Here is a 346-nt window from a genome sequence, read left to right on the forward strand (position 1 = left end):
GGTTTATAAAGTAAAGAGACGATACTGGGTCTGTAGCTCAGGTGGTTAGAGCGTTCGCCTGATAAGCGAGAGGTCGGTGGTTCGAGTCCACTCAGACCCACCAATTTCCTTACTAAGGGATTGGCATACAGTATCGACACACCTTGATGGGGCTATAGCTCAGCTGGGAGAGCGCCTGCCTTGCACGCAGGAGGTCTGCGGTTCGATCCCGCATAGCTCCACCATCTTTAAGCGCATTCAATGAGTGCTTTTAAAAATGGTTTTCATCAGAAAATCTAGCTCTTTAACAATTTGGAAAGCTGACAAAATAACAATTTATTGTTGTTTGTAAAGTTCTCAAAGTATT

At 44.5% G+C, this 346-nt stretch carries 2 tRNA genes; both read left to right on the forward strand.

Features of this window, described 5'->3' with window-relative positions:
- Positions 1-26 precede the first annotated feature (26 nt).
- Positions 27-103 (forward strand) — tRNA-Ile (locus EX191_RS22795).
- A gap of 45 nt (positions 104-148) precedes the next feature.
- Positions 149-224, forward strand: a tRNA-Ala gene (locus EX191_RS22800).
- Positions 225-346: the final 122 nt, after the last annotated feature.

The sequence above is a fragment of the Vibrio chemaguriensis genome, assembly GCF_012275705.1.
GTDB classification, from domain to species: Bacteria; Pseudomonadota; Gammaproteobacteria; order Enterobacterales; family Vibrionaceae; genus Vibrio; species Vibrio diabolicus.